Here is a 22138-nt window from a genome sequence, read left to right as displayed (position 1 = left end):
GCAGTTAGTTTTTGCTTTACATCTTCATTCATATGATTAATATTTTAGTTATTGATGTACAAATATAGTTATTAATTTGTCTTTGCTTATAGATTTAATGTAAATCTTATACTTTCTTAACTCTACGTTGTGAAACGTGGAGTTATTTATTTGGGGGTATAGGGGGCATTTTTAATGCCTCCCATAGCGTTTAGCCCCGAAAAGCGAAAAGCGGTTAAGGCGCAACCGCTTGCGGTCGTGTGACGGAATAAGCGTATGCGAAATGTAGGAACTAATGCGCCCCTTAAAAGTCAAAAAAAAATCTTTCTACAAACACAAATATAAAACGCAAACGCCTCCGACGTTTGTCAAAAAACTTGTTTCTTACAGGAAAAACTGACACCTCGTCAGTTTTCAAAAAACCTATACTAAACACTACTAAAAATATATAAATCTTAAAAAACATTAATCATACTATTAATTATATTTCTTATTACTTTTAAATATCAATAGTTGTTTTATTTAGGCTGATATCCATTAATAATCTACTGCAATCAGTATATAAATAGGTTTATTTTATATATTAATCATGTTTTCATTGAATGCATTTCGCTATAGAGAAAAAAATCTTTATTTTTGCAATAATGAAACTTAGCATCATTATTCCTGTATATAATACTGAACAAACATTAGAAAAATGTGTAGACAGTGTATTACAGTCATCGTTGAATAATTTTGAAATTATTTTAGTAAACGATGGCTCTACAGATAATTCTGCTAATATTTGTGAGTCATATAAGAATAGTTATCCAGAACAAGTTCAGGTTATTCATCAAAAAAATCAAGGACTTTCAGCAGCGAGAAATGCAGGATTAGGCATAGCAAAAGGACAATACATCACTTTTGTAGACTCTGATGATTATATATCAAAAGACCTCTATTGTCACCTATTAGAGCAACTTAATACTCATAAAAACATAGATCTCTTAGAATATTCTCTTATAAAAGAAGCACAAAATAAAACTGAAATACTTTTCAAATTCCGTGATTCTATTTATCATAATCACAGAGATTATTGGTTTAAAACTCGTGCTTATACTCACGCTTTTGCATGTAATAAAATTTATAAGAGAGAGATCTTTAAGGATTTACGCTATCCAAAAGGAAAGAAATTCGAAGATGTTTGGCTTCTACCTAACATCATTCAACAATGCCAAACCATTGCAACAACACCTTGCGGATATTACCATTATTATTATAATCCACACGGAATAACTGCTACTGCCGATGGAAAGGCTTTACAAGACCTGCTAAATGCTCATTTAAAAGCGTTCGAACAATATCAAAATGCAGATTATTATCTAAGTATTTTAAATGTTCAGATCGATGTATATAATCGACTTAAAGCCCCTATCCTACTCCCTTATAAACAATATTGGACAAGCTTTAAGCTCGTTTTAGTTAGCTGCTTAGGTGTTAAAACCACATGTAAAATAATGAACCTTTTATATAAATGGAGGCAACGAAACCGCTAATTAGCTTTATAATAACGACTTACAACTTACCTGCCCACTATTTATTAAGGTGCATTGACAGTGTATTCTCAAGTTCATTAAATAAAGATGAGTTTGAGATAGTGTTGGTTGATGATGGTAGTAAATCAAAAGTTCTACCTGAATTAAAACAATATCGAAACACCATTCGTTATATATATCAAGACAATAAAGGAGCTGCTGGTGCCCGAAATACGGGCGTAGAGCATGCAAAAGGAGAATATCTTCAGTTTATCGATGGTGATGATTATCTTCTAACTAAGCCTTATAACCACTGTATTGACATACTTAAACAAGAAAAACCACAACTATTATTATTTAAATATACGAAGACTAAGGATTACGAAGGAAGCTACCAAAGAAGTAAGAGCATAACAGGAGCCGATTATATGCTGCATAATAATCTTCAACTATCTGTCGACACATCTATCTTTAAGCGTAGTATTTTAGGAGATTTACGATTCTCTTGTGGTAGATTGAATGAAGATGAGGAGTTTATGCCTTTATTGTTACTACGAGCAAAATATTTCATTTCCATTGATGCAAATGCTTATTTCTATGATACTCGACAAGAATCATGCTCTAATAATATAGATATTACCATTCTTAAAAAGCGATTAGAAGATACAAAAAATATCCTTCTACAATTCAATAATTTGCTACCAAGTCTTTCAAATACAGAACAATTAGCACTCGAAAGAAGAACGGCTCAACTAACAATGGACTATATCTATAACACAATTATATATCTAAATGATTACAAGGTATTTATAAATACATTACAAGAACTAAGAAGATATCATTTATTTCCTCTAAAAAATAGATATTACACTACAAAATATTATCTATTTAGAGCACTTACTTTATCTACTCTTGGGCAAAAAATATTATTCAAATTAATTGCAAAAACGAAATGAAAATATTATTATTGGGCGAATATAGCAATGTTCATGCAACTCTTTCTAAGGCATTAAAGAAACGTGGACATGAAGTTCTTTCAATCTCAAATGGAGATTTTTGGAAGAACTATCCACGTGACATAGACCTTAGTAGACGATATACTAAATTAGGAGGACTGCTTTATTGGCTAAAGGTAATGATGCTTTTACCTCGTTTACGCAACTTTGATATTGTTCAAATTATCAACCCAATGTTCTTAGAACTAAAGGCTCAACGCATTTTTCCTATTTATAACTACCTAAAAAAACACAATAAACGCATTGTTCTTTGCGCTATGGGAATGGACCATTATTGGGTTGATGCCTGCACAATTCATAAGCATTTAAGATATAGCGACTTTAATATTCACGACCAACTGCGCACTAACAAGGACGCTATAGCAGAACAAAAGGATTGGCTAAGCACCTCTAAAGAAACATTAAACAAACATATTGCTAATACATGCGATGCTATTGTTAGTGGATTATACGAGTATTGGGCAACCTATCAACTCTATTTTCCTCAGAAAAATACATTTATTCCCTTCCCTATTTCTACTGAATCACAACCCAAAGAGATAGGATCTTTTCATTATCCGTTGAAAATATTCATTGGAATAAGTAAACATAGACACGAATATAAGGGTACCGACATCATGCTACAAGCAGCAAAGGCAATAGCAACGAAATACCCTTCAAAGGTTATTTTGCACGAAGTGAATGGTGTTCCATTTAATGAATATCAGCAAATTATGAATGGAAGTGATGTTCTTCTCGACCAGTTATATAGCTATACTCCCGCAATGAATGGACTCTTAGCAATGAGTAAGGGTATAATATGTGTGGGTGGCGGTGAACCTGAGAACTATAACATGTTGAATGAGAGTTCCTTAAAGCCGATTATTAATGTTGAGCCTAACTATAAAAGTATTGAAAAAGCACTCGAAGAGCTGGTTCTATCACCCAATAAAATTCAGCAATTAAAAGAAGATAGTATTCGTTATATTGAGAAACATCACGATGCAAACAAAGTGGCAAAACAATATGAAGACCTTTATTTACAACTACTAAAATCGTAAAAGATAAGAGTCCATAAGGTTTATTACTCCTCCCTTATTAATAAAAAACAAGAAGCTTCTACCGAATTTATATCTTTCATCTCTAAGATCTATTACAAGAGAACTATAACACACTCTCTTAGACACCTAAGAGTTATCCGCTCCTTAACCACCTTATATTCCTCTTACTAAATAATAGAAGTGCTTTTAAGATCCAATTATTATGCTTTTACATAGTAATAGCATTGCTTTTATATGGTAAACTCATTGCTTTTATATGGTAAACTCATTGCTATTATAAGGACATTTAATTTAGACAAAACAAAAGAGGTTCATCAACACAATCATTGATGAACCTCTTTTTATTTCAATTGAGCTTTAAAAGCTACTTAAAAGTTTACTTATCGTTTGTTTTTCTTTGTCGACTTATATAAGTCATTAACAGAGATTGAACCAGTGTTGTTTGACTTATAATTTGATTTTGTAGTCGTTGTTGAAGTGGTGGTGGTTGCACTTCCACCTTTATAGTATTTCAAAGCCTCTGGCAATTCACGTTGAATATCAGCAATACGCTTAGAGTCAGAAGGGTGACTACTTAAGAATTCAGGTTGAGAACTTTGTTTTCCAGCAGCCATTCTTTGCCAAAAACTAACAGCAACTCGTGGGTCATATCCTGCCATTGCAGCAAAAACAAGTCCCATATAATCTGCTTCACTCTCGTTCTTTCTTGAATATCTAAGAGTATTAAGTTGACTACCCAAGCCAAAACCCATTTGAGCAACTTGAGAAATACCTGAACTTGCACCGCTTGCACCTAAAACTGTTCCTAAGATATTTGCTCCATATTGTTGTTGTAGTTGCTTACTTAGTCGTTCTGCAGAGTGTTTTGCTACAGCATGAGCAATTTCATGACCAAGCACAATAGCTAAAGAAGCTTCATCTTTTGTATATGGTAACAAGCCTTCATACACTACAATCTTTCCTCCAGGCATACAAAATGCATTGGCTGCATTATCTTGTACAAGGTTAAACTCCCATTGATAGTTCTTCACTTCCGCCCCAAGTCCATTAGCAGAAAGATAGGTTGTAACCGCATTTGCTAGTCTTTGACCTACTCTTTTCACCATTGCAGTGTTGGTTGGATTGGTTGAAACCTTAGCTTTTGCCATATATTGGCGGTATTGTTGATTACTTAACGATAGAATTTGTTCATCAGAAACCAATAAACGTTGCTTGCGTCCTGTTATGGGCACAGTACTTGTTGTTCCGCAAGCCAGCATAACTGATGCTAGTAACGAAACAAATAACCATTTCATTTTATTCATATTCTTCTTTTTTAGTTTCGTAAATCTATTTGTTTTTCAATTCTTTTATCCTGAATACATCAAGTATTTATACTCTTGATGCTTTTGTCTTATCTCATTAAGATTTATGCATTAAGACTCCCGATAATATCATTTACATCAGATATATTATGTTCATCTAACCATTGATTGATTCCATCACGAACCTTTATAGTTATTGTTGGGTCTAAAAAATTAGCTGTTCCTATTTGAATTGCAGTTGCTCCTGCCATCAAAAACTCAATAGCATCGGTTGCCGAGCTTATTCCTCCTAAACCAATAACAGGAATGTTCACGGCTTTAGCAACTTGCCAAACCATGCGTAAAGCAACAGGTTTTACTGCAGGTCCACTCAATCCGCCAGTAGCAATACTTAATATTGGCTTTCTCTTTTCGATATCTATTGCCATTCCCATTAAAGTATTGATTAATGAAACACTATCAGCTCCTTCATCTTCACAAGCCTTTGCAATATCAACAACACTTGTTACATTGGGTGATAGTTTCACAATAAGCGTCTTATCATACACCTCTCTTACTGCTTTAACTACACTTGCAGCTCCCGATGCGGTTACACCAAAAGCCATTCCACCCGCCTTTACATTAGGACAAGAGATGTTTAATTCTATTGCTGGTATGTTATCTAGTTCGTTGATACGTGCTGCACATGATGCATAATCTTCTAAAGTAGAACCACTCACATTCACAATCATGTTGGTGTTGATATCCTTTATCTGTGGATATATGTTGGAACAGAAATATTCTACACCCTTATTTTGAAGTCCAACGCAATTCAACATACCCGAAGGAACTTCAGCCATACGAGGATAGTCATTACCTTGGCGAGGCTCTAAAGTTGTTCCTTTAACAATGATACCACCTATTTCATCTATTGAAATGAAGTCGTTAAATTCTAATCCGTAACCAAATGTTCCAGAAGCAGTCATCACTGGATTCTTTAATTCCAGCTTATTGATGTTTACATTTAGCTTTGCCATAACAGTTGTTTGATATTAAATACAGGTCCATCAGTGCACACACATAAATTACCTTCTGTGGTTTTTTCTACACAACACAAGCATGCTCCAACACCACAAGCCATCATATTCTCTAAAGAAACTTCACATTCGATATTATTTTGACGTGCATATTGAGCCACTGCCTTCATCATTGGAGTTGGACCGCACACGCATATTCTATCGAAAGTTTCGTTTTGCAATATGGAATGATTGGTTACAAATCCTTTTTCGCCTGCAGTTCCATCTTCAGTAGTAACAAAGAGTCTGCCTAATGGCTCAAAGTATTCAAGTTCAAGAAGATCTTTTTGAGAGCGAGCACCTAACAAAAATGTGGGAGTACATCCCATTTTCTTTAATTGTTCACCTAGATAAAGCATTGGAGCTGTACCTACTCCACCTCCAACTAATAAATACTTTTCTTGTGGTTGTTGCGGCATTGTGAATGATTTACCTAATGGTAGTACACAATTAAGTATCTCTCCTTCTTTTAGTTGTGCCATTTTATGTGTTCCATCTCCTACCGTTGCCACCAATAACCAAAGCTGATTATTCTTTCTATCTATAAAATTGATTGAAATTGGGCGGCGCAAAAAGGTTGTAGGAGAACCATCTACACGCACTTCAACAAACTGTCCTGGTTCCATTTGTGGTAGTTCTTCATTATGTGTAAGCTTAATTAGCACATAACGGTCGTTTATTTTCGACACGGAAACAACGGTTAAATCTAGGCAAAACTTTTTCATTTTGTTTGTATAATAATTAATGTGCAAAGATAAAGAAAATATGTGAGTTGATGAAAAGATAGTTTTTCTTTAATATTATATCACAAAAAGTATCTTATTTTCTTCACAACCCACTCTATCTTAATGAAAAGAAGGAATAAACGACATTACAAAATCTTTGGAATAATGAAATTTACTATTTCTTTCTTTATAGTTATCATTACTTTGCTCATAGGTAATTTCATTGAACGGCCATCAATTGTGATAGGTGCTTTGGCAATTTCTTCTATCTCTACTTTAGTTGTTCGATATACTGATATATGTTTATAATTCAAGAACTTACCTCTAATAAACAGATAAATTCCTTTAAATAGCTGACTAACCTTTTCTTTTGTAACGAGTGATACATCTAGAGTTCCATTATAAGGAACTGCATTTGGGGTTTGTCCATAGCCACGACAGTTGCCTATGCACAATGCCATAAACTTGTTTGGCATATCTTCTTGATCGGTTTTAAGCGACATTTTATACTCGAAACTCTTAAAAAGAAGAAAAAAGAAAGATAATAAAAATGAGAAGAAACGAGAAGAAAAGATATTATTCATCTTACTCTTTATTCCCATTACATAAGCTATTGAGCCTATATTTATACTGTTTAAGAAATATCGACGGCATGCTTCTCCTTTACCATTGGTGTATTGTAGAAGTCCAACATCAATCTTTCTAACTCTGTTTTTCTTTATAGACTTAATGATATTATCTTCATCTTTCTCCTTAGCATCCCAGAAAAAGGCAAAGTCATTCATTACTCCATCAGGAATAATACTGAAAGAAATGGTCTTGATAATATCGTTTTCATAAGAGAATAACACATTTATAAAGTCGTTAAGGGCATGATCACCTCCCACAATAACAATCGTTTTATAATTATTATTGATACACATTTTAGAAACATATTGCACCCTATCTGATGTTTCTGCAGTGAAAATATCATACATAACATCATTAGAATCAAGAAGCTCCTTAATCTCTTTATATCTTTTATCGCTGTTCCAAATGTTTTGTGAAGGACAAAACAGAACCCCCCACTTGGTAGAATTATCAGTATTTAGACTCATCTTTATTCCCTTCTTTATAAAGTGTTTGTATCATTTCTATCTTTTCTTCCAACGGTAAACTTGCATTTATCCAGTTAATTTTGATTCCTCTTCGTTCCATTCCACGAAACCAAGTCATCTGTCTTTTAGCAAATTGGTGGATTGCAATTTCCAATTGTCGAATCATTTCGTCATAGGGTAACTTTCCTATGATATGCTCTGTAACGAATTTATACTCTAAACCATAATATATAAGGTCTTCAGGTGCTATCCCTTGATTGAGTAATTGCTTCACTTCTTCTATCATACCCTCTTCTAAACGTTGATGAAGTCGAGTTGTGATTTTACGCCTTCTTTCCTCCCTATCAATATCTACACCTATTATTAATGATGGAATTTCAGGGAAGTTTGTTTTGGGATCAGCCTCTGTTAGCATGTGCTTACCAATCTCGATAGCCCTTATTGTTCTCTGCTTAGAATCTAAATCTGTAGAATTATGCATCTTCGTATTCAACTGCTCTTGTATTTCTACAAGCATTTGAATAAGAGATTCATGCGCCATATCGTTAAGTTGTTTTCTTAATTCTTCGTTTGGAGGAACTGTAGATAAATGATATCCCTTTAAGATTGCCTCAAGATAAAGACCTGAACCACCACATAATATAGGAAGCTTGTTCGCTTCTTTTATTTTATTATATACCTCTAAGAAATCTTGTTGATATTGATAAACATTATACTTAGAACCTGCCTTGAATATATCTATTAGATGATAAGGAATGTGTTTACCTGCAACTATATAATCTGCAAGATCCTTTCCTGTCCCAATATCCATACCCTGATAAACCTGTCTGCTGTCTGCACTTATTATTTCAGCATCGAGATGATAAGCAAGTGCAGCCGCCAAGCTAGTTTTTCCACTCGCTGTTGGTCCTAAGATTGTTATCATTTTATATTTCATGCCATTCGAGATATCTTCTTGCAAATATATAAAAAAAAAGCTATCCAGCAAATACTGAATAGCTTTTATATGTTAGATAACTACTAATATTATCCGTTAACTTGAGCCATTTTCTTGATCAACTCAACAACTTTGTGTGAGTAACCAATTTCATTGTCATACCAAGAAACAACTTTAACGAATGTATCAGTTAAAGCGATACCTGCTTTAGCATCAAAGATTGATGTACGAGCGTCACCTAAGAAGTCCGAAGAAACTACAGCATCTTCTGTATAACCTAGGATTCCCTTTAATTCACCTTCAGAAGCTTCTTTCATTGCAGCGCAAATTTCTTCATATTTTGCAGGCTTAGCAAGGTTAACTGTTAAGTCAACTACAGAAACATCAAGAGTAGGAACACGCATAGACATACCTGTTAGTTTGCCGTTCAATTCAGGAATAACCTTACCTACAGCCTTAGCAGCACCTGTAGAAGAAGGAATAATGTTACCTGAAGCTGCACGACCACCACGCCAGTCTTTCAAAGAAGGACCGTCAACAGTCTTTTGTGTAGCTGTTGTTGAGTGAACAGTTGTCATCAAACCATCTGTGATACCCCACTTATCGTTCAATACTTTAGCGATAGGAGCAAGACAGTTTGTTGTACAAGAAGCATTAGATACGAATTGAGTACCCTTTACATACTTATCATCATTAACACCACAAACGAACATTGGAGTATCATCTTTTGAAGGTGCAGACATAACTACGTACTTAGCACCAGCGTCAAGGTGACCTTGTGATTTTTCTTTTGATAAGAAAAGACCTGTAGATTCAACAACGTATTCAGCGCCGATTTCATTCCATTTCAAGTCTGCAGGGTTACGTTCAGCAGTTACACGGATAACGTTACCGTTTACAATTAGTTGTGATTTTTCCAAATCATAATCAATTGTACCGTTGAATTGACCGTGCATTGTGTCATACTTTAGCATGTATGCTAGGTAATCTACTGGGCAAAGGTCATTAATACCTACAACTACTACATCTTTTGCGTTAGCTGCTTCTAGAGAAGCACGAAAAACGAAACGGCCGATACGACCAAATCCGTTAATACCAATTTTAATCATTTATACTTACTTATTTAAAGGTTTAAATTTATTTATTTTGTCGTTTTATTTCAATAAAAATCCATTTTGGACCTTTTTCATATGTAATTGGAGATTTTCTCCCCTCTTTACGCAGCAAAGTTACAAAAAAGTTTCTATATTTGCAGAAGTTTTCAAGATTAATTTAAACAAAAACTTAAGTATGAGTAAAATTTTAAATGAGTTCAAAGACTTCGCAATGCGAGGTAATGTGTTAGATATGGCAGTCGGTGTTATAATCGGCGCAGCATTCGGTAAGATTGTTTCTTCACTTGTTGATAATATCCTTATGCCTCTTATTGGTACCGTTACAGGTGGAATAGACTTCTCTAAACTAGCTGTAACTGTAGGAGATGCAAACATTGGTTATGGTCTATTCATTCAGAATATCATCGACTTCATCATTGTAGCATTCTGTATCTTCTTACTAATTAAAGGTATTAACAGCTTTAAGAAGAAAGAAGAAGAAGCTCCAGCAGCTGCTCCTGAACCTTCAACAGAAGAAAAACTTCTTACTGAAATCAGAGATTTACTTAAGAATAAATAATGATAAAACACAAATAAAGGGGATTAATTGATAATCCCCTTTATTTTTTTAGAATGGTAATCCCACAGCAAAATGTAGCGTTGCATCACGCTTAAAGTTTGGATGCCATATAGGATAATGTTCTTTACCATTTGTATATACAGGATTTACGGCCTTTATTCCCAAATCAAATCGTAAGATAAAATAATCGAAATTAAATCTTAATCCTAATCCATAAGCCACAGCTATCTGTTTATAGAATTCGTTTAACTTAAACATTCCACCTGGTTGATCGGAATAATTACGCAACGTCCAGATATTTCCTGCATCCACAAAGAGAGCTCCATTAAGCTTCCAAAATAAGAAAGTACGATACTCTGCATTCAAATCTAATCGCAAGTCACCCGTCTGATTAATAAAGTCTATTCTGCGATCTACACCTGCAAATGTTCCAGGACCTAACGATCTTACATTCCAACCACGAACAGAATTAGCACCACCAGAAAAGTATCGTTTCTCAAAAGGCAAGATTTTACTATTTCCGTAAGGATAAGCTACACCTAAACCAACATGAAAAGCAAGCGCATTGCGTTCGTCTAACTTCACTAATTTAGAATAATCAATATCTCCTTTTACATATTGTGCATAGGCAATATTAAATAAAGTATACCTGCCTTCACTTGTCTTTGTAGCCTTACTTGCACGTGAAAAAGCATTCAAAAGATTACCCGACGATTCAAAGTTGACTCTCAAAGCATTTGTTCCATCATTGTAAGTTAATCCAAATCCCATTTTTACTATAAAGAGATCTTGATAGTTATAGCGCAAAATAGCATTTCTGCTATAAGCATTATCGAGATAATCTCGCTTGAAAGTCTCTGAAATCCAAGGCATATAAACATAGTCTACATCAAGTAAATCAAACCGATATGCTAGATTATGTTTGGGCTCACTCCATCGATATCTCCATGCAGTAGAGAACACTCGTCTATGGAATTCAGGACGATTTTGAAGATCATATCGAACAGAAAGCTCCGATAAAGCATTATTATGTTTTTTAAATGAATGCGACAAGAAAGGCGCTAAGAAACGTGGAAACACAAGTTTTGTTTCAACATTATATTCTTGATAATTCTTATCCTTATAACCTTCAAGTCGTGTTATTGCTTCATATGCTCCACGAAGCTTCACACTAAACACCTCACCACCATGAAAAATATTTCTATTTTCATATATAAATGTAAGTGCAGCACCTAGGTCTCCAGATGTATTAGTACCCTCTGGTTGAAGTGATAACAGATGAGTTTTATTACCTTTCAACTGAATATGACAATCAAGGAGATTGGTATCAGGAATCTCTGTAAATCTTATGTTCGAATAATTTATTATTTGTATCTTCGATAACTTATTATACGTTTTAAGGATATCACTGCTACTATAATAATCTCCTTTATCTATCAAAGTGTTATACTTTAATGTTTTCTTTGACAGACGCAAGGTATCGCTTCCAATATTCGAATAGATTACATCTCGTATTTGATATCTTGGATGAAGAGTATCTGGTGATTGTGAGTTCTCTTTATATTTTAATAAATCAAGCTCTACATCCACCTTTTTCTCTCCTGCCACCGAATCAACCCGATATAACATAAAATCTCTATGGAATTTATAGTATCCTAAATTCGACAATACAGAGGTAATTCGTTTTCTTTCATTATTCAACACCTCTACACTAAAAGGCATTCCAGTGCGCAGACCTCTATTTTTCTCGTCATCTATCTGCAAAAGAGAAGCAATACTATCATCTTTTATGTCGTAAAAGACATGGCGAATTTTGAATTGCTCTCCAGGTTTCAGCAGATAAGTTAGTTTTATCTTTTTCTTCTTAATCTCAGAGATGGTATCAACTTGCGCATTTAAATAACCCATATCCCAAAGGGCTTTGCGCAAATTTTCTTTCGTTTCTTTTGTTAAAAGAGAATCATAAATAATGGGTTTCTCTCCTATTCCTTTTAAGAAACGATTGATCCATTTGGTAGAATCTGTCCCTGCCATGGTATAAGTACCCATGGGAACTTTGAATAAAGAAAACCATTTTGAGTTGGCTTTTTGCTTTAAATAAGGTTCAAGCGATGTTACATTGAGCTTCTTATCCTGAGATTTCACCTCAACACGAGTCAACATATAATTGTTTTCGGGGATAAATTTCTCTGCAGAACAAGCAGATAATAATGCTAAAACAAAGCAAGAGCCTACTTTTATTGTTACGTTTCTACTCAAAGTAAATTGTATATTCATACCGCAAAAATACAAATAATACCCCAATTGCTGATAATAAATTCTTTTAAAAGCATATAAAAAGTAGTGAATTACACAGACTCATTGCACAATGTTAATGATATTGCATTACAAAAGCTATACTATTGCAGTGTAATAACAATGCTTTTGAGACATAAAAGCAATGATATTGGAAGGAAGAAAAATAGAATTGAGATATAAACTCACAGATGAATTTATGATGAACAATATATCTTGAGATGAAAACATCATACTTTGAGTAATCAAGGAGCAACAAAAAACGTAAAACATGTAGTAACTCATTATATATTAGATATAAAATAGCTTTAATAAAAGGTCTTATTAAAGTACGAAAGCAAATCTCTTCCCAAGAAAAAGAAGGATAAAGAATACAATTAATGAACAACAAACCACAAAGAATGTTGTAAAGATAAGGTCAAATAAACTAAATTAGAATTTACTTGGTACTTATTGAAGTACATACTATACACCACACGGGTAAACAGAAAGTCACACCTATTTTAAAAGGAATTACAAAATGACTCAGAAATCACCAATCGTTATCTTGATTTCCGATGGTTAGCTTTCTTAAATCATAATACGAACCATTATAAATATTAAAGTCTACATACCCTTTTATACCAGGAAGTTTACCCACATCAGTATGTTGCCAAAACTTCCAAGGGCCTTTATAAGCCACCTTTTCTACATAATAGTGAGCAATCCAATATGGATAATCATCGAAAACGGGTGTATTTAAATAAGCTTCTTTAAATTTATAGTAGGTATAAAGAATGGGCTTTACATGATACTTGTCTTCTACAATATGTAGCCAAGTTAAGACATCACGTTGAAACTCTTCATTACTTTTATCTTTTGGTTTGTGTTCTACATCAAGAACGGGAGGCAAATCGCCATCTTCCAAATGCACTTGTTTTAAGAAATAATAGGCCTGTTGACGTGGAGTTGACTTATTACTCCAAAAGTGATAAGCCCCTCTTATAAATCCATGTTCACGTGCTTGATAAAAGTTATCATTGAAATTTTCGTCGAGTTGATTAGAACCTTCAGTTGATTTAATGAGAATAAACTTCACAGGACTATTTTCTATCTTAGCCGTTTTAAGCTTATTCCAATCAATATCGCCTTGATAATGCGATATATCTATACCATGAATCTCATATCCATCGGGGTATTCTGCATCTCCATACAATGCTCTCCAACGAAAACCTGTGGGACTAACGAAAAAGTAATAGAATGCCCATGCGTACACAATTCCACCTAAGAAAAGTAGTAGAATTCGTACCCAGCGTGGTAATCTCTTCCAAAAGAATACCTTATTATTTTTTCTTGATCTCCGTGATTGATGCCTACGAGAAGACATGATGTGTATAAAATAAAAAGAGAAATGTTGCCCTGATCAAAAAAGAGCAATCAGAGCAACATTTAACTCTAAAATAAATAAAATCTATATTATTATTTTTCTTGTTCTAATTCTAGAGTCTTTGTAGGTTGATCGCAAACCTCTGCAGGACCCCAATATTGAATTGGACCAGGATAAACATAGCAAGTTTCTTTCGCCCATTGGTCACGTTGCGCAACAAATGCTTTGAAAGGCTTACCTTCTAACTCAACTAATGCCTTACGAATAACAGGCTTCATTTCGCCATTTCTTCTTTCCATGTTCATCATCATTGTGATGGGCACACCACCAGCTTTCCACTCATCTGTTCTAGCTGTTGTATTCTTAACGATTGCCATGTAACCAGTTTTACTGCTTGCAATAAGCAATGCTGCACTAGTTCCAAGGGCATAGCAATAGTCTGCATCAAAGTTTGAAGGAGCAGCACAACGTCCTTCATAACCAAAGAAGTGATGAAGAGCAGAGAACTTACCATTGTATTTACCTTCTTTCTTCCATTGTGCAAGCTTAGCACCAACCATATCAGAAATAAGTTTTTCTGTTTCGATCAAAGAAACTTGAACGTTTCCGTGTGGGTCTCTATCTAATGACAATTGACGAGCTACGCCTTCAGGAAGAGTCTCGAATGTTGCTCTGTTCTCTTCTGTAAGGTGTGCAAGGATATAAGCACGTTGAGCATCTTTGTCTAGGTCTGCATAATCAGCGCCATGAGCAGCTAACAAGTCGTTCAACTCTTGGATTAAGCGACCGATTGCAGGAATAAATTCTACCAATCCTTCAGGAATTAGAACTACACCGAAGTTGTTTCCTTGACTTGCACGATAAGCAACTACTTCTGCAATGTTCTCAATAATATCGTTAAGAGTTTGGTCTTTAGCCTCGATTTCCTCAGAGATTAAGCAAATGTTAGGTTGTGTCTGTAGAGCACATTCAAGTGCAATATGAGATGCACTTCTACCCATTAACTTAATGAAGTGCCAGTATTTGCGAGCTGAATTACAGTCACGTTCAATATTACCGATAACTTCTGAATAAGTCTTTGTTGCAGTATCGAAACCGAAAGAAGTTTCAATTTGACTATTCTTCAAGTCACCATCAATTGTTTTTGGACATCCAATAACTTGTACGCCATAGTTCTTTGCAGCATAGTATTCAGCAAGAACACAAGCATTTGTATTAGAATCGTCACCACCAATGATTACAATAGCATTGATATTCAATTGACGAATGATTTCAAGTCCTTTTTCGAATTGTTCTTCTTTTTCAAGTTTTGTTCTACCACTACCAATCAAGTCGAAACCACCAGTATTGCGATAATCTTTCAAAAGCTCTTCTGTGATTTCAACATAGTCGTGATCTACAAGGCCACCAGGTCCCATTAAGAAACCATATAGTTTGTTATTTGGATTTAATTTCTTAACTTGATCGAACAAACCACTAATAACATTGTGTCCACCAGGTGCTTGTCCACCACTTAAAATGATACCCACATTCATTTCTTTAGTGTTCTCCGTTTCGCCAGGAACAAACTCAACAAGAGGCATACCATAAGTGTTGGGGAACAACGCTTTGATCTCTTCTTGGTTATCTACACTTTGTGTGGGAGCACCTTCTTGTACTTTCACTGCGCCTTGAAGCGCCTTTGGAAGCTTAGGTTGATAAGCTGCTCTTGCTTGTTGCAATGCACTTGTTTTCATCTTTACTATTTTATAATTGTGTTTATAAATATTTTTCTTTTTGCAAAAATACAAGTTTTTAATGGATAATGATAGATAAAACAATAAGAAAACATCTTTTTAAGAAACTTTTTGCAAGAAAACAACACTTGATTTTATTTTTTTTCTATCTTTGTAAAAAGTAAATAACGATTTTGTTGCTTTACTTAGCGTTCCCTAAAGTATAAGATTTATCTAAAATCTAAAGCGGGATAACTAACTTTAAATATGGTATTTTGACCATATCTCAACAGAAAAAACAACCAAATACTATATAATTATGAGTAGTAGAAAAGACATTAAGCAAACAGTAAACTATGTTTGCAGAGATTTATTTGCTGAATGTATCGCAGCATCATTATATAATAATGTTAAAAACGAAGAGAGTGTAAATACATTATTATCATGCATCATAACATTGCGCAATGATTTTGTGTGCAGAATCTCACACCCTGAGCCGGGAATTGCTCCTAAAAAGTATTTTACTATCTTGATAAATGACTTCGAAAAGAGAGTGAATGAAATCGTAGATCAAATATCCAATTTACATTAATCTTAAATTTATTTCATGTTAAAATCAATATGCCATTTTATACTTTATCGAGTATTAGGATGGAAAAAAGATGTTACAGAAGAGCATCCTAATAAATATATTATATGTTTAGCACCTCATACAAGTAACTGGGACTTTATTTTAGGACAGCTATATATGAGAGCTGAAGGATATAAAATTAATTTCTTGATGAAGAAAGAATGGTTTGTTGGACCATTAGGCATGTTCTTTCGCAGTATAGGAGGAATTCCAGTATGGCGTTCTAAGCATGTTTCTATGACAGATCATCTTGCTGAAATGGCCCGATTATCAAAGACCTTTACTATCTGTATCACTCCAGAAGGAACCCGTTCACTTAACCCAGAATGGAAAAAAGGGGCTTATTTCATTGCCTTAAAAGCTAATATCCCCCTACTTTTATATGGTGTAGATTATGAAAAGAAACTGATTCAATGCACTAAAACATTTATTCCTACAGGAGATGTTGATAAAGACATACATGAAATAAAACAATATTTTAAAGACTTCAAAGCTAAATATCCTGAGAAGTTCACTATAGGAGAATAACCATAATGAACAAAATTTATATCTGTTTATTTTCATTTTTATTCTTCTACTCTAATCTCTTTGGACAAACTTCCAACGAGATGGAAAACGCATGGGGGGATATTGACTATAAAGATAATGCGTGGGTAAAGAACAATTCACAACCTCATCATATTACAAAAGGACTTCAAAACAGACATATTGCAGTGTGGGCAAGTCACGGAAGGTTTTATGATGCAAGAAAACAAGCATGGAGATGGCAACGTCCCAGTATGTTTGGAACCACTGAAGACTTATTTACTCAAACTATAGTTGTACCCTATCTTATTCCAATGCTTGAGAAAGCAGGGGCCAATGTCTTTACACCAAGAGAAAGAGACTGGCAATGTAATGAAGTAATCGTTGACAATGATGACAAATATAAATACCCCTATTATGTAGAAGTAAATAACTCTAAAACCTGGGAATCATCTCCAATCAATGGTTTTAGCAATATTCAAGGAGATTTATATGATGGAGTAAATCCTTTTATGGGCGGTACTTCAAGAATGATTAAGACCACAAAAGGGAAACATTTTTCAAGTATCTCATACCAACCCAATATCCCTCAAGAAGGTGAATATGCTGTTTATGTAAGCTATTCAACATTAGAGAAAAGTGTAGATGATGCAGAATACATCGTTTATCACAAAGGTGTTGAAACAAAAATAACAGTAAACCAACAGATGGGTGGAGGCACTTGGGTGTATATTGGCACCTTTTCTTTTGACAGAGGATGCAACCCATTCAACAGAGTTGTTGTAACAAACCGCTCTCATCATAAAGGTGTTATAACTTCAGATGCCATTCGTTTTGGTGGAGGAATGGGCAATATCAATCGTGGAGGTATTAAAAGCGGATTGCCACGTTGTGTTGAAGGTGCTCGATATACTGCACAATGGTCGGGTGCTCCCTACTCTGTTTATAGTGGGAAAGGTGGAGAAGACGATTATGCAGACGACATAAATAGTCGCTCTCACATGGTAAACTGGCTAGCGGGAGGCTCTGTTTATGTACCAACTATCAAAGGATTGAAAGTTCCTTTAGAGCTTTCTTTGGCCGTACATAGCGATGCTGGCTATGCAAAAGATTTCAATTCGCTTGTTGGTTCGCTTGCTATTTACACAACAAATTATAATGATGGTAGACTAAATTCAGGTATTTCAAGATACGCTTCTAAAGATTTAGCTTCTTCTGTACTTAACAATCTGGTGAAAGATATTCAACAAAAATACGGGAAATGGGCTAAACGTCACCTTTGGGACCGCAACTATTCTGAGACAAGAATTCCCGAAGTGCCATCGGCTATCATTGAAACCATGTCGCATCAGAATTTCCCCGACATGTTATTAGGACAAGATCCCAACTTTAAATTCACCTTTGCTCGTTCTTTATATAAGACATTATTAAAGTACGTTGCCAATCAACATGGAGAAGATTACGTCGTTGCTCCTTTGGCACCAAAGTGCTTTAAAATTGAGTTTAAAGACAAATCAAAAGTCGAATTATCGTGGGAAGCAACTCCAGACCATAGCGAATCCACCTCAAATGCTACCTCTTTTAATGTATATATGGCTACAGGAACAAGTGGATTTGATAATGGAACAAATATAAAGTCTAACCATTACACTATGGAACTCGAACCAGATGTGCAATATAACTTTTATATCACAGCTTGTAACAGTGGTGGTGAGAGTTTCCCAACAGAGGTATTGTCAGCTTATTATCAACCACAAGCTACAGAAACTGTATTGATAGTAAATGGATTCAATCGTTTATCAGGTCCTGCAGTCATCAATAATGAAGACGAACAAGGATTTGATTTAAGAGAAGATATTGGTGTTTCGTATGGCAAAACCTTAGGTTGGAATGGCTATCAGCAGGTATTCTCTAAGTATAATGCAGGTATTGAGGGTCCTGATGGTTTAGGTTTCTCTGATGAATCACTCGCAGGAAAAGTGATAATGGGAAACACATTTAACTATACTGTCGAACATACAGAAGCTATTGCCACTGCACATAAATATAATATTGTAAGCAGTTCGAGTGAAGCTGCACTCACAAGAAAGCTTAATCTCGATAAATATAAATGTATTGACTTGATTCTTGGGCTTGAAAAGAGTACAACCAATAGTTTGAAGTACTATAAAACGTTTACTCCCGACATGCAAAGACTCTTGCAACAATACACTCAAAAAGGTGGTTCTCTTATTGTTAGCGGTGCTTATGTTGCATCGGATATGAAATCATTTAGCGACAAACAATTCTTAGAAAACGTATTAAAGATTAATTATAGTCCTACAGATAGTTGCACAAACAACTCATCTATAGCAGGATTAGGATTAAATCTCAATTTATATAGTTATTATAACGACACACATTACGCTGCTCCTAAGACTGATATTATTCACCCTACATCATCTGCAATCTGCGCAATGCAATACGCAGATCAAACAAGTTCTGCTGTAGCTTATAAGGGTTCAGACTATTCTTGCTTTACTATGGGGTTTCCATTCGAATGTATCATTAATAAAGAAGCACGTAATAAACTTATGAGAGGTATTCTTAATTATTTATTAACGCCCTAACAAAAATAATTATGATTCATAAAATACAAGCTAATTCAAGTGGAAGTAAGTTTATTGAGGTAAGCGACGAGCACCTCAAAACAATACAAAAATATTCATTGTTTCGCAACCTTGTTGATAGTAATGGAATTATCGATGAGGATTTATTAGATAAATTACGACTCAATATTCGTTCTCTTTTAGGAAATGAAGAGAATACAAGCAAAGAGTTGTTAGACCTTTGTCTTGATGTAATATATCATAAGTATATGAAAGCCTTTGGACTTCATCAGCTTATATTACTATATATTCAAGAAACATAGAAATAATTTAGCATTAAAATCATAGCAAATGCGACTTGTTCCCTATTAATAAATAGGTGAAATCATTTGTTATACACATTAGTTACTTAGAGTTCAAATTTCGATAGAATAGTTTTGGAAAGCAAATACTTACTTACTGACTTCCTACCCACAACAAAGAAAGAATGTACTTTACGTGGTTGGGACGAATTAGATATTATTCTCTTCACTGGAGATGCATACATAGACCACCCTTCTTTTGGTCCTGCTGTTATCGGACGCTCAATAGAAGCGGCTGGATATCGCATCGCAATTGTTCCACAACCAGATTGGCATGGGGATTTTCGTGATTTTAAAAAGCTTGGAAAACCACGCCTTTTTTTTGCAGTTTCGCCTGGAAACATGGATTCTATGGTGAATAAATACACTGCAAACAAACGACTTAGATCTGAAGATGCATACAGTCCCGATGGACGACACGATTGCAGACCCGATTATCCTTCAATTGTTTACACACAAATATTAAAGAAACTATTCCCTGATGTTCCTGTTGTAATTGGTGGAATCGAAGCTTCTCTGCGCCGTTTAACCCACTTTGATTATTGGCAAAACAAGCTTAGAAAATCTATTTTGTGCGATTCTGGAGCAGACATGTTATTATATGGCGTTGGAGCTAAATCTATTCTTGCTCTTGCTGAGGCCATAGAACAAGGTCGAAACATCAAAAAAATTACCGAAATTCCACAAACAGTATATCTTTCAAGCAAAGATAATATACAAGGAGGAATAACAGATAAAGATATTATTTTGCATAGTTACGAAGAATGTTTGCAAAATAAAAAAGCGCATGCAGAGAACTTTAAGTATATAGAAGAAGAGTCTAACAAGATGCACGCACAACGACTTCTGCAAGAGGTAGACGGAAAATATACGGTTGTTAACCCACCTTTCCCAACTATGACCACTGCTGAGCTCGATGCAATGTTCGACCTTCCTTATACACGTTTGCCCCATCCTAAATACAAAAACAAACGTATTCCTGCCTACGAGATGATCAAATTCTCGGTAAACATTCATCAAGGTTGTTTTGGAGGCTGCTCTTTTTGTACCATATCTGCTCACCAAGGCAAATTTGTTACTTGTCGCTCAAAAGAAAGTATCATTAAAGAGGTGAAGCAAATAATAAGTATGCCCGACTTTAAAGGATATCTTTCAGACCTAGGAGGACCATCTGCTAATATGTATGGAATGGCAGGTAAAAACCTAAATGTATGCGAAAAGTGCAAACGTCCTTCGTGTATCAGTCCTAAGATTTGTCCTAATTTAAATACCGACCACACTAAAATATTAGAGATTTATCGTGCGGTTGATGCCCTACCAGGCTTAAAGAAGAGCTTTATTGGTAGTGGTGTAAGATACGATTTATTGCTTCATAAGAGCAAAGATGATAAAACTAACGCTGCAGCAAAAGAGTATATACACGAACTTATCACCAAACACGTTAGTGGTCGTTTGAAGGTTGCTCCCGAACATACGAGTGATGATGTGTTAGGACTAATGAGAAAGCCCTCTTTTGAGCAATTCTATGAATTTAAAAAGATATTCGATAGAATTAATAGAGAAGAGAATTTAAAACAACAAATCATTCCTTATTTCATTAGTAGTCACCCAGGTTGCAAACCGGAAGATATGGCAGACTTGGCAGTAAAGACTAAAAATCTAGACTTTAAGCTAGAACAAATACAAGACTTTACCCCTACTCCAATGACAGTAAGTACCGAAGCGTGGTACACGGGCTATCATCCTTATACTTTAGAGCCTATCTATAGTGCTAAAACTCCAAAAGAAAAATTAGCACAAAGACAATTCTTCTTCTGGTATAAACCTGAAGAGCGAAGAGGTATCGAACAGGAATTAAGAAAGATTGGTCGTGCAGACCTCATTCAACAACTTTTCGATAAGACTCCAGCTCCAAAGTTTAACAATCCTAGAAAGAGTTCTGAACACAAGAATAAACCAAACGAAAAGAAGTCATATAATCCCAACTTCGCTCCTAAAAACAACAAAAAAGAAGGAAGAAGAAAAAGGAATTGATAACAAGAATAAAAGATCTTTATACGAGATAAGTTTAAATAACTTATATCGAATTACTTATAAGACTTACATTAAAGTTTTAATAAGAGTATTATTGCAATGTATTTACAAAACAGCAATAATACTCTTTTTCTATTCCTCCATTTTTCTCCCATTCTAACTGCATCACTTTTACTCCTTAAAAGCAATGCTTTTATCTTCTAATTACATTGTTTTTACGCCCTAATTTCATTGCTTTTATAAACGAATAATTTAATAAGTAAAAACAATAAACATAATAA

Annotated in this window: 18 protein-coding genes; 9 read left to right on the top strand and 9 right to left on the bottom strand. The window is 34.7% G+C overall.

Annotated features, from left to right (window positions below; all coding sequences use genetic code 11):
- Positions 1-623: 623 nt before the first annotated feature.
- Genes A3GM_RS0101305 through A3GM_RS0101295 form a run of 3 tightly spaced genes read left to right on the top strand, consistent with a single transcriptional unit; the run spans position 624 to position 3549 of the window.
- Complete coding sequence (locus tag A3GM_RS0101305) at positions 624-1514, top strand: glycosyltransferase family 2 protein (protein ID WP_025829726.1); 891 nt, start codon at positions 624-626, stop codon at positions 1512-1514.
- On the top strand, positions 1493-2449 hold the full coding sequence (locus tag A3GM_RS0101300; RefSeq protein WP_018361575.1) for a glycosyltransferase family 2 protein: 957 nt from the start codon (positions 1493-1495) through the stop codon (positions 2447-2449). Before A3GM_RS0101305 ends, A3GM_RS0101300 begins: the two co-directional genes overlap by 22 nt.
- Positions 2446-3549: a glycosyltransferase family protein gene (locus A3GM_RS0101295; protein ID WP_018361574.1), complete on the top strand. Its 1104-nt coding sequence runs from the start codon at positions 2446-2448 to the stop codon at positions 3547-3549. Before A3GM_RS0101300 ends, A3GM_RS0101295 begins: the two co-directional genes overlap by 4 nt.
- Positions 3550-3929: 380 nt before the next feature.
- On the opposite strand, the gene A3GM_RS0101290 is transcribed toward A3GM_RS0101295, so the two are convergent.
- The 6 genes from A3GM_RS0101290 to gap form a co-directional block, all read right to left on the bottom strand.
- Positions 3930-4853: a M48 family metallopeptidase gene (locus A3GM_RS0101290; protein ID WP_018361573.1), complete on the bottom strand. Its 924-nt coding sequence runs from the start codon at positions 4851-4853 to the stop codon at positions 3930-3932.
- 104 nt (positions 4854-4957) lie between these two features.
- Positions 4958-5869, bottom strand: a complete 912-nt coding sequence (locus A3GM_RS0101285; RefSeq protein ID WP_018361572.1) for a dihydroorotate dehydrogenase — start codon at positions 5867-5869, stop codon at positions 4958-4960.
- Positions 5857-6633 (bottom strand): dihydroorotate dehydrogenase electron transfer subunit, encoded by a 777-nt coding sequence (locus A3GM_RS0101280; protein WP_018361571.1) that lies wholly within the window; start codon positions 6631-6633, stop codon positions 5857-5859. Before A3GM_RS0101280 ends, A3GM_RS0101285 begins: the two co-directional genes overlap by 13 nt.
- A gap of 146 nt (positions 6634-6779) precedes the next feature.
- Positions 6780-7730: a diacylglycerol/lipid kinase family protein gene (locus A3GM_RS0101275; protein WP_018361570.1), complete on the bottom strand. Its 951-nt coding sequence runs from the start codon at positions 7728-7730 to the stop codon at positions 6780-6782.
- Positions 7714-8667, bottom strand: a complete 954-nt coding sequence (gene miaA / locus A3GM_RS0101270; RefSeq protein WP_018361569.1) for a tRNA (adenosine(37)-N6)-dimethylallyltransferase MiaA — start codon at positions 8665-8667, stop codon at positions 7714-7716. The genes A3GM_RS0101275 and miaA overlap by 17 nt, the downstream gene beginning before the upstream one ends.
- 89 nt (positions 8668-8756) lie before the next feature.
- The gene (gap, locus tag A3GM_RS0101265; RefSeq protein WP_009227559.1) at positions 8757-9776 is read right to left on the bottom strand and encodes a type I glyceraldehyde-3-phosphate dehydrogenase; all 1020 of its coding nucleotides are present in this window, start codon (positions 9774-9776) and stop codon (positions 8757-8759) included.
- A gap of 181 nt (positions 9777-9957) precedes the next feature.
- Between gap and mscL the strand changes: the two genes are divergently transcribed.
- Positions 9958-10341: a large-conductance mechanosensitive channel protein MscL gene (gene mscL / locus A3GM_RS0101260; protein ID WP_018361568.1), complete on the top strand. Its 384-nt coding sequence runs from the start codon at positions 9958-9960 to the stop codon at positions 10339-10341.
- 48 nt (positions 10342-10389) lie between these two features.
- Here mscL and tamL read toward each other — a convergent pair whose 3' ends face one another.
- The 3 genes from tamL to A3GM_RS0101245 form a co-directional block, all read right to left on the bottom strand.
- Positions 10390-12618 carry a translocation and assembly module lipoprotein TamL gene (gene tamL / locus A3GM_RS0101255; RefSeq protein ID WP_025829730.1) on the bottom strand — a complete coding sequence of 743 codons (2229 nt, stop codon included), beginning with the start codon at positions 12616-12618 and terminating at the stop codon, positions 10390-10392.
- Between the two features lie 550 nt (positions 12619-13168).
- The gene (locus A3GM_RS0101250; protein ID WP_018361566.1) at positions 13169-14002 is read right to left on the bottom strand and encodes a glycoside hydrolase family 25 protein; all 834 of its coding nucleotides are present in this window, start codon (positions 14000-14002) and stop codon (positions 13169-13171) included.
- A 92-nt stretch (positions 14003-14094) separates the two neighbouring features.
- Complete coding sequence (locus A3GM_RS0101245) at positions 14095-15738, bottom strand: diphosphate--fructose-6-phosphate 1-phosphotransferase (RefSeq protein ID WP_018361565.1); 1644 nt, start codon at positions 15736-15738, stop codon at positions 14095-14097.
- A gap of 298 nt (positions 15739-16036) precedes the next feature.
- Between A3GM_RS0101245 and A3GM_RS0101240 the strand changes: the two genes are divergently transcribed.
- The 5 genes from A3GM_RS0101240 (at position 16037) to A3GM_RS0101220 (ending at position 21857) form a co-directional block, all read left to right on the top strand.
- Positions 16037-16309: a hypothetical protein gene (locus tag A3GM_RS0101240; RefSeq protein WP_018361564.1), complete on the top strand. Its 273-nt coding sequence runs from the start codon at positions 16037-16039 to the stop codon at positions 16307-16309.
- A gap of 15 nt (positions 16310-16324) precedes the next feature.
- Positions 16325-16876 carry a 1-acyl-sn-glycerol-3-phosphate acyltransferase gene (locus tag A3GM_RS0101235; RefSeq protein WP_018361563.1) on the top strand — a complete coding sequence of 184 codons (552 nt, stop codon included), beginning with the start codon at positions 16325-16327 and terminating at the stop codon, positions 16874-16876.
- A 5-nt stretch (positions 16877-16881) separates the two neighbouring features.
- Complete coding sequence (locus A3GM_RS0101230; RefSeq protein WP_018361562.1) at positions 16882-19482, top strand: golvesin C-terminal-like domain-containing protein; 2601 nt, start codon at positions 16882-16884, stop codon at positions 19480-19482.
- A 14-nt stretch (positions 19483-19496) separates the two neighbouring features.
- Positions 19497-19784 (top strand): hypothetical protein, encoded by a 288-nt coding sequence (locus A3GM_RS0101225; RefSeq protein ID WP_025829733.1) that lies wholly within the window; start codon positions 19497-19499, stop codon positions 19782-19784.
- 114 nt (positions 19785-19898) lie between these two features.
- The gene (locus tag A3GM_RS0101220; RefSeq protein ID WP_018361560.1) at positions 19899-21857 is read left to right on the top strand and encodes a YgiQ family radical SAM protein; all 1959 of its coding nucleotides are present in this window, start codon (positions 19899-19901) and stop codon (positions 21855-21857) included.
- Positions 21858-22138 lie beyond the last annotated feature (281 nt).

It is taken from the genome of Hoylesella nanceiensis DSM 19126 = JCM 15639, assembly GCF_000379965.1.
GTDB classification, from domain to species: Bacteria; Bacteroidota; Bacteroidia; order Bacteroidales; family Bacteroidaceae; genus Prevotella; species Prevotella nanceiensis.
The sequence above is the reverse complement of the archived record's forward strand: the minus strand, read 5'-3'. Positions and strand labels throughout refer to the sequence as shown.